This is a genomic window from Paeniglutamicibacter sp. MACA_103, from assembly GCF_045798555.1.
GTDB lineage: Bacteria > Actinomycetota > Actinomycetes > Actinomycetales > Micrococcaceae > Paeniglutamicibacter.
In genome coordinates this window covers 1-7116 of the sequence record NZ_JBIXLN010000083.1, presented here as the reverse complement: position 1 = coordinate 7116, position 7116 = coordinate 1, and the positions used below count along the sequence as shown (strand labels likewise).

Genomic DNA, 7116 nt, shown 5'->3' with positions numbered 1-7116 from the left:
GTGAATGTGAAGGCCGACTACGTGAAGGCGTTCTGGAACATCGTGAACTGGGCGGATGTCTCGGCCCGCTTCGAGGCGGCGCGTGCCGGTGCCCCGAAGCTCGTCGTCCCCGGCAAGTAACCGCGGACCCGGAGACGTAAGCCTCCTCACATTTTTCGCCGTTATGGCGTAGGATGTAAACATCGTGTTTTGCGTGTCTTGCGGTTCAATCCGCAAGACACGCAACAACCGGTCAGCAACCCAGCTGACGACACAACGGAGTGTCCAATTTTTCCAAGCCACTCCGTTTCATGTGTCCCAACACCGGGGCCCTCTTTTCGCGGCAGTGGCAAAATCACTCTGTCAAGGAGAAACACACGTGACTACCCGTGTTGGCATTAACGGTTTCGGACGCATTGGTCGCAACTTCCTGCGAGCATCCCTCGCGAAGGGCGCAAACATCGAGATCGTCGCGGTAAACGATCTTGGTTCCATCAACGACCTGGCCATGCTGGTCAAGTACGACTCCGTCCTGGGCCGCCTGGCCGAAGACGTGAGCGTTGACGGCGCCTACATCGTCATCGGCAAGAAGCGCATCAAGGTGCTCTCGCAGAAGAACCCCGCACACCTGGGCTGGGGCGAACTCGGGGTTGACGTCGTCATCGAGTCCACCGGCCTGTTCACCAAGGCCGCCGACGCCGAGAAGCACCTGCAGGCAGGCGCCAAGAAGGTCATCATCTCCGCCCCGGCTTCCCACGAAGACATCACCATCGTCATGGGTGTCAACCACGAGAAGTACGAGGGCGACAAGCACCACATCATCTCGAACGCCTCCTGCACCACCAACTGCCTGGGCCCGATCGCCAAGGTCCTGAACGACCAGTTCGGCATCGTCGACGGCCTGATGACCACCATCCACGCCTACACCGCGGACCAGCACCTGCAGGATTCCCCGCACAAGTCCGATCCGCGCCGTGCCCGTGCCGCAGCACTGAACATGATCCCGACCTCCACCGGTGCGGCCAAGGCCATCGGCCTGGTCCTCCCGGAGCTCAAGGGCAAGCTCAACGGCTACGCCATGCGCGTTCCCGTGCCCACCGGCTCGGCCACCGACCTGACCGTGAACCTGGCCCGCGAGGCCACTGTCGAGGAAATCAACGAAGCCTTCAAGAAGGCGGCAGCGGAGGGACCGCTGGTCGGCTACCTGAAGTACACCGAGGATCCGCTGGTCTCCACCGACATCGTCCACGACGAGCACTCCGCGATCTTCGACGCCGGCCTCACCACCGTCATCGGCACCACCGCCAAGATCGTCGCCTGGTACGACAACGAATGGGGCTACTCCTCACGACTGGTTGACCTGACCGAATATGTCGGCGCGCGGCTCGGCTAGTCCCGGACTCTTCCGATAACCTAGTCAAATGACTTCCCACACTCTCGACGAATTGATCGCCGATGGTGTCCTTGGGCGGCGCGTTCTGGTCCGCAGCGACCTGAACGTGCCGCTCGATGGCCTCACCGTCACCGACGATGGGCGTGTTCGCGCCTCCATACCCGTGGTGCAGAAGCTGGCCGAGGCCGGCGCACGCGTCATTGTCATGGCTCACCTCGGCCGCCCCAAGGGCGAACCCGACCCCAAGTACTCCATCTCCCCGGCGTCCACCCGCCTCGCCGAGCTCTCCGGGCTCGACGTGCGCACCGCAACCGACGTCGTGGGCGCCTCGGCCCGCCAACTGGCCGGCGAACTGACCGACGGCGCCGTGCTGGTCCTGGAAAACGTGCGTTTCGATGCGCGCGAGACCTCCAAGGACGACGCGGCACGCGCCGAATTCGCGGCCGAGCTGGCCGCGCTGACCGGCGAGAACGGCGCCTACGTCAACGACGCCTTCGGTGCGGTGCACCGCAAGCACGCCTCGGTCTTCGACATCGCCGCACTGCTTCCGGCCTACCAGGGCGACCTGGTCGCCACCGAGGTGAAGGTCCTCAAGACCCTCACCGAGGCACCCAAGCGCCCCTACGTGGTCGTGCTGGGCGGCTCCAAGGTCTCGGACAAGCTGGCGGTCATCGACAACCTGCTCGGACGCGCCGACCACCTGCTCATCGGCGGCGGCATGGCCTTCACCTTCCTCAAGGCCCAGGGCCACGAGGTCGGCGGCTCGCTGCTTGAGGAAGACCAGCTGGAGACCTGCCGCGGCTACCTCAAGCGCGCCAAGGAACTGGGCTGCGACATCGTGCTGCCCACCGACGTGGTCGTGGCCTCCAAGTTCGGGGCCGACGCCGAGCACGAGGTGTTGGCCGCCGACAACATCGAAGGCGGTGCCTTCGGCGCCACCGGGCTGGGCCTGGACATCGGCCCGGATTCCGGGGAGAAGTTCGCCAGCTACATCCGCAGCGCCAACACGGTGTTCTGGAACGGCCCGATGGGTGTCTTCGAGATCCCGGCATTCGCGGGCGGCACCCGTGCCGTGGCGGGCGCGCTGGCCGACTCGGAGGCGTTCAGCGTCGTCGGCGGCGGCGATTCCGCGGCCGCGGTGCGCACGCTGGGCTTCCACGACGACGACTTCGGACACATTTCCACCGGCGGCGGTGCCTCCCTCGAGTACCTCGAGGGCAAGGAACTGCCCGGCCTGACTGCCTTGGAGGCGCGTAAGTGACCACATCGACCAACGGTAAATTCGACCGGAAGCCGCTGATTGCCGGCAACTGGAAGATGAACATGGACCACGTCCAGGGCATCACGCTGCTGCAGAAGCTGGCCTGGACCCTTGCCGACGCCGAGCACGACTTCGAGCGGGTCGAGGTGGCGGTCTTCCCGCCGTTCACCGACCTGCGCGGCGTGCAGACGCTGACCATGGGCGACAACCTCCCGGTGCGCTACGGCGCCCAGGACCTTTCCGCCCAGGACGAAGGCGCGTACACCGGGGAGATCTCCGGGCAGTTCCTCTCCCGCCTGGGCTGCGGCTACGTGCTGGTCGGCCACAGCGAGCGCCGTGCCCTGCACGGCGAGTCCAACGAGCTGCTGGCCACCAAGGTCGCCGCCGCCTACCGCCACGGGCTCGTCCCGGTGCTGTGCGTGGGCGAGGGACTGGAAATCCGCCAGGCCGGCACGCACGTCGAGTACACGCTCGAGCAGCTGCGCGGTTCGCTGGCCGGCATCACGGCCGAACAGGCGCAGACCCTGGTCGTGGCCTACGAGCCGGTGTGGGCGATCGGCACCGGCGAGGTGGCGGGACCGAAGGACGCGCAGGAACTCTGTGCGGCCATCCGCACCGAGCTGGCGCAGCTCTTCGGCGACGACGTGGCCTCCAAGGTCCGGGTGCTCTACGGCGGCTCGGTCAAGGCGTCGAACGTGGCGCAGATCCTGGCCGAACGCGACGTCGACGGCGTGTTGGTCGGCGGGGCATCCCTGGACGCCGCGGAATTTGCTAACATAGTTAGGTTCGAGCACCACCTGGTGACCGACTAATCGCCACCGAGCTGATTGAAGGGCAATTATGGACGTCATCAAGATGGTCTTGCAGATCTTGCTGCTTATCACGAGCCTGCTGCTCACGCTGTTGATCCTGCTGCACAAGGGTCGCGGCGGCGGCATGTCGGACATGTTCGGCGGTGGCATGACCACCTCCCTGGGTTCCTCCGGCGTCGCCGAGCGCAACCTCAACCGAGTGACCATCGTCCTGGGAATCACCTGGGCAACGGTCATCATCGGGCTGGGCCTGGTCATGCGCTTCAGCGTCGAGTCCTAGCCTTCCAGCAACAAAAAGCGCGGTCCGCCTCATCCTTCCAGGAAGAGGCGGGCCGCGCTTTTGCGTGTGCCGTGCGGGGTGTGGGGAGCGCTAGATGAGTGCCGCGGCGGCGGCGTCCATGAGCCACCAGGTGCCCTGCGTGCCGGCGACCCCCGAGGCGGGAACGCGTTCGCGTGTCACGGGGGCCTCGCCCAGCGCGACCCCGGCGGCAGGTGCCTTGTCGGCCCCGGCCACCACGAGCCACACGGCGCGGGCGGTGTTGATGGTCTCAAAGGTCAGTGAGACACGCAGCGGCGGCGGCTTGGGCGAATCCCGCACGCCGATGACCGGGACCCCGGTGCGGGTCGCGCCCTCGTGGTCCGGGAAGAGCGAGGCCACATGCGAATCCGGGCCCATGCCCAGCATCAGCACGTCGAAGACCGGCACAGCGCCGGCGGTGCCCTCGGTGGCCGCCTCCTGGGCCAGCAGCCGCGCGTAGGCCTCGGCGGCCAGCTCCGGGGTGGCGAAGTCATCGGTCGAACCCATCGGGTGGACGCGGCCGCGGTCCAGCCCGTGGGCATCGAGCACGCCCAGGAGCACCTCGGCCTGCACCGCGTTGCGGTCCGGGGAGCCGGATTCGACGAAGCGCTCGTCGCCCCAGTAGATGTTCACCCGCGACCAGTCCACCGCGCCCAGGGCGGGGGAGGCGGCGACCTGCGCGAGGGAGGCGATGCCCAGGGTGCCGCCGGTGAGCACGATGGACGCCTCGCCGCGGGCCGCCTGCGCGTCCAGCACCGCGGTGAGCAGCCGGGCGGCGACGGCCGCCGCGGTGGCGGGCAGGTCGGGGTGGATGACGACGTGTCGCCTAGCGTTCACTGGCACGGATGCTCCTCAGGTTGGTGCGTTTCAGGCCCTCGCGCACGACCTCGCCGAACACCTCGTCCGGGTCCAGGCGGCGCATTTCCTCGGCCAGGCAGTCGGAGACCGAGCGCTGCGGCAGGGAGATCAGCTGGGCCTTCTGGCCCGGCTGGTACAGCTCGGCCACGTCACCGGGGGGACGGGAAAGCTCGACGTCCCCGGTGGGCAGCGCGAATCGCACCGAGCGGACGCCGGTGCCCTCGGGGGAGGACGCCAGGGTCACCGGGATCCCCAGGCACAGCCGCAGCCAGGCCGCGAGCAGCACGGTGGAGGGTGAGTCCACGGCGCCGGTGACGGTCGCGGAGGTGACCTCGGCGGGGTCGAGCTGGTCGAAGACCGAGGCCAGCTGGGCGCGCCAGAGCGTCAGCCGGGTCCAAGCCAGGTCGGTGTCCCCGGCCCGGTAGGACTCGGCCAGGGAGAACAGCGCGGCGCGCGGGTCGTCCTCGGCGCCGGAATCGGTGATGCGGCGGTGCGCGATCTTCCCCAGCGGGGTCCCCGAGGCGTCCTTCGGCACCCCGTGCGGCCACCAGGCCACGATCGGCGCGTCGGGCAGCAGCAGCCCGGAGACCAGGGACTCGTCCACGTGCGCGTCGGGCCCGAAGGTGTGCAGCACGATGACCTCCGCTGCACCGGCGTCCCCGCCCAGGCGGATCTGCGCGTCCAGCCGGGTGGTCCCGGTGGACGCGCCCTGGACGACCACCACGATGCGGCAGGGGTGTTCGCGGCTGGCCAGCGAGGCCGCGGCGATGGCGTCCTCCTCGAACCCGGCGCTGGTGATCACCAGCAGCGTCAGCACGCGGGAGAGCGCGGAAGACCCGCCGGCCCGGCGCATGGTGACCAGTTCCTTGGAGATCTTCGAGGTCGTGGTGTCTTGCATCTGCACAATCATGGGCGGCGCCATGTCCTTCCGTCGCGGGCCATCAATTCGTCGGCCGAGGCCGGGCCCCAGGAACCGGGGGCGTAGGGTTCGGGCTGTTCGGGCAGCGCCGCCCAGTGCTCCTCGAACGGGTCAAGGATGCGCCAGGACTGCTCGACCTCCTCGTGGCGGGGGAACAGCGGCGGCTCGCCCAGCAGCACGTCGAGGATCAACCGCTCGTAGGCCTCGGGGGAGGACTCGGTGAACGCGTGCCCGTAGCCGAAGTCCATGGTCACGTCGCGCACCTCCATCTGCGTGCCCGGGACCTTGGAGCCGAAGCGGATGGTCACGCCCTCGTCGGGCTGGACCCGGATGACGATGGCGTTCTGCCCGAACTCGTCGTCCTTGTGGTCGCGGAAGAGCAGGTTCGGGGCGCGCTTGAAGGCCACGGCGATCTCGGTGACCCTGCGTCCCAGGCGCTTGCCGGCGCGCAGGTAGAACGGCACCCCGGCCCAGCGGCGGGTGTTGATCTCCAGCTTGATGGCCGCGTAGGTCTCGGTCTTGGAGGCCGGGTTGAAGCCCTCCTCGTCCAGGAATCCGGTGACCTCTTCCCCGCCCTGCCAGCCGGAGGTGTACTGGCCGCGGGCGCTTGCGGCGGCCAGGTCCGCCGGCAGGCGCACGGCGGCGAGGATCTTTTCCTTCTCGCTGCGCAGGTGGTCCGCGTCGAAGCTGATCGGCTCCTCCATGGCGGTGAGCGCCAGCAGCTGCAGCAGGTGGTTCTGGATGACGTCGCGGGCCGCGCCCACCCCGTCGTAGTAGCCCGCGCGCCCGCCGATGCCGATGTCCTCGGCCATGGTGATCTGCACGTGGTCCACGTGGTTGGCGTTCCACAGCGGCTCGAAGAGCTGGTTGGCGAAGCGCATGGCCAGCAGGTTCTGCACCGTCTCCTTGCCCAGGTAGTGGTCGATGCGGAAGACCGCGTCGGGCGGGAAGACCGACTCGACGATCTCGTTCAGCTCGCGGGCGGAAGCCAGGTCGTGGCCGAAGGGCTTCTCGATGACCACGCGCGACCAGCCGGCGTCGGGGGAGTCGTCGTTGGCCAGCCCGTGCCGCGAGAGCTGCTCGCAGACCGTCTCGAAGGAGTTCGGCGGGATCGAGAGGTAGAAGGCGTGGTTCTTGCCGGTGCTGCGGCTTTTTGCCAGGTCGTCGAGGGTCTCGCGGAGCGTGATGAACGCGGCGTCGTCGTCGAACCCGCCGGAAATGAACCTGAAGCCGCTGGCCAGCTGCTCCCACACGGTCTCGTTGAAGGGGGTGCGCGCATGGTCCCGCACCCAGGCCTTGGCCTCGGCGGCGAACTCGGCCGCGCTCCAGGAGCGGCGCCCGAAGCCCACGACGGCGAAATTCGGCGGCAGCAGGCCGCGGTTGGCCAGGTCGTAGACGGCTGGCATGAGCTTCTTGCGGGCCAGGTCGCCGGTGATGCCGAAGAACACCAGGGCGGAGGGGCCGGCAATGCGGTCAAGGCGCCGGTCCCGGCGGTCACGCAGGGGATTGGGGTGGTTGCGCGCGGGGCGCCGGGTGGAATCGGGCATCAAGGGAGGAGCCTTCAGGTGTTGGGAGGGGGTGGGGAGACGGGGACGG

General features: G+C 68.3%; 8 protein-coding genes. 5 read left to right on the top strand and 3 right to left on the bottom strand.

Annotation, left to right across the window (positions count from 1 at the left end; translation table 11 throughout):
- The 5 genes from ACIPVK_RS21325 to secG all read left to right on the top strand — a co-directional run.
- On the top strand, positions 1-120 hold a 120-nt coding region (locus ACIPVK_RS21325; RefSeq protein WP_407613993.1), incomplete at its 5' end, for a Fe-Mn family superoxide dismutase.
- 238 nt (positions 121-358) lie between these two features.
- Positions 359-1372, top strand: a complete 1014-nt coding sequence (gap, locus tag ACIPVK_RS21320) for a type I glyceraldehyde-3-phosphate dehydrogenase (protein ID WP_407613992.1) — start codon at positions 359-361, stop codon at positions 1370-1372.
- A gap of 28 nt (positions 1373-1400) precedes the next feature.
- Positions 1401-2633, top strand: coding sequence for a phosphoglycerate kinase (locus tag ACIPVK_RS21315; RefSeq protein WP_407613991.1), 1233 nt, complete (start codon positions 1401-1403; stop codon positions 2631-2633).
- Positions 2630-3445 carry a triose-phosphate isomerase gene (tpiA, locus tag ACIPVK_RS21310; protein WP_407613990.1) on the top strand — a complete coding sequence of 272 codons (816 nt, stop codon included), beginning with the start codon at positions 2630-2632 and terminating at the stop codon, positions 3443-3445. Before ACIPVK_RS21315 ends, tpiA begins: the two co-directional genes overlap by 4 nt.
- A gap of 28 nt (positions 3446-3473) precedes the next feature.
- Positions 3474-3725 (top strand): preprotein translocase subunit SecG, encoded by a 252-nt coding sequence (secG, locus tag ACIPVK_RS21305; RefSeq protein WP_407613989.1) that lies wholly within the window; start codon positions 3474-3476, stop codon positions 3723-3725.
- Between the two features lie 90 nt (positions 3726-3815).
- Here the strand turns inward: secG and pgl are convergent, their stop codons facing one another.
- Genes pgl through zwf form a run of 3 tightly spaced genes read right to left on the bottom strand, consistent with a single transcriptional unit; the run spans position 3816 to position 7067 of the window.
- Positions 3816-4586 carry a 6-phosphogluconolactonase gene (gene pgl, locus ACIPVK_RS21300; protein WP_407613988.1) on the bottom strand — a complete coding sequence of 257 codons (771 nt, stop codon included), beginning with the start codon at positions 4584-4586 and terminating at the stop codon, positions 3816-3818.
- Positions 4570-5511, bottom strand: coding sequence for a glucose-6-phosphate dehydrogenase assembly protein OpcA (locus tag ACIPVK_RS21295; RefSeq protein ID WP_407613987.1), 942 nt, complete (start codon positions 5509-5511; stop codon positions 4570-4572). Before ACIPVK_RS21295 ends, pgl begins: the two co-directional genes overlap by 17 nt.
- Positions 5508-7067 carry a glucose-6-phosphate dehydrogenase gene (gene zwf, locus ACIPVK_RS21290; protein ID WP_407613986.1) on the bottom strand — a complete coding sequence of 520 codons (1560 nt, stop codon included), beginning with the start codon at positions 7065-7067 and terminating at the stop codon, positions 5508-5510. Before zwf ends, ACIPVK_RS21295 begins: the two co-directional genes overlap by 4 nt.
- Positions 7068-7116 lie beyond the last annotated feature (49 nt).

Excerpts from the sequence above, each read along its gene's own strand:
- zwf (WP_407613986.1), bottom strand. The coding sequence starts at position 7,067 with ATGCCCGATTCCACCCGGCGCCCCGCGCGCAACCACCCCAATCCCCTG.
- ACIPVK_RS21315 (WP_407613991.1), top strand. The coding sequence starts at position 1,401 with ATGACTTCCCACACTCTCGACGAATTGATCGCCGATGGTGTCCTTGGG.
- secG (WP_407613989.1), top strand. The coding sequence starts at position 3,474 with ATGGACGTCATCAAGATGGTCTTGCAGATCTTGCTGCTTATCACGAGC.
- ACIPVK_RS21295 (WP_407613987.1), bottom strand. The coding sequence starts at position 5,511 with ATGATTGTGCAGATGCAAGACACCACGACCTCGAAGATCTCCAAGGAA.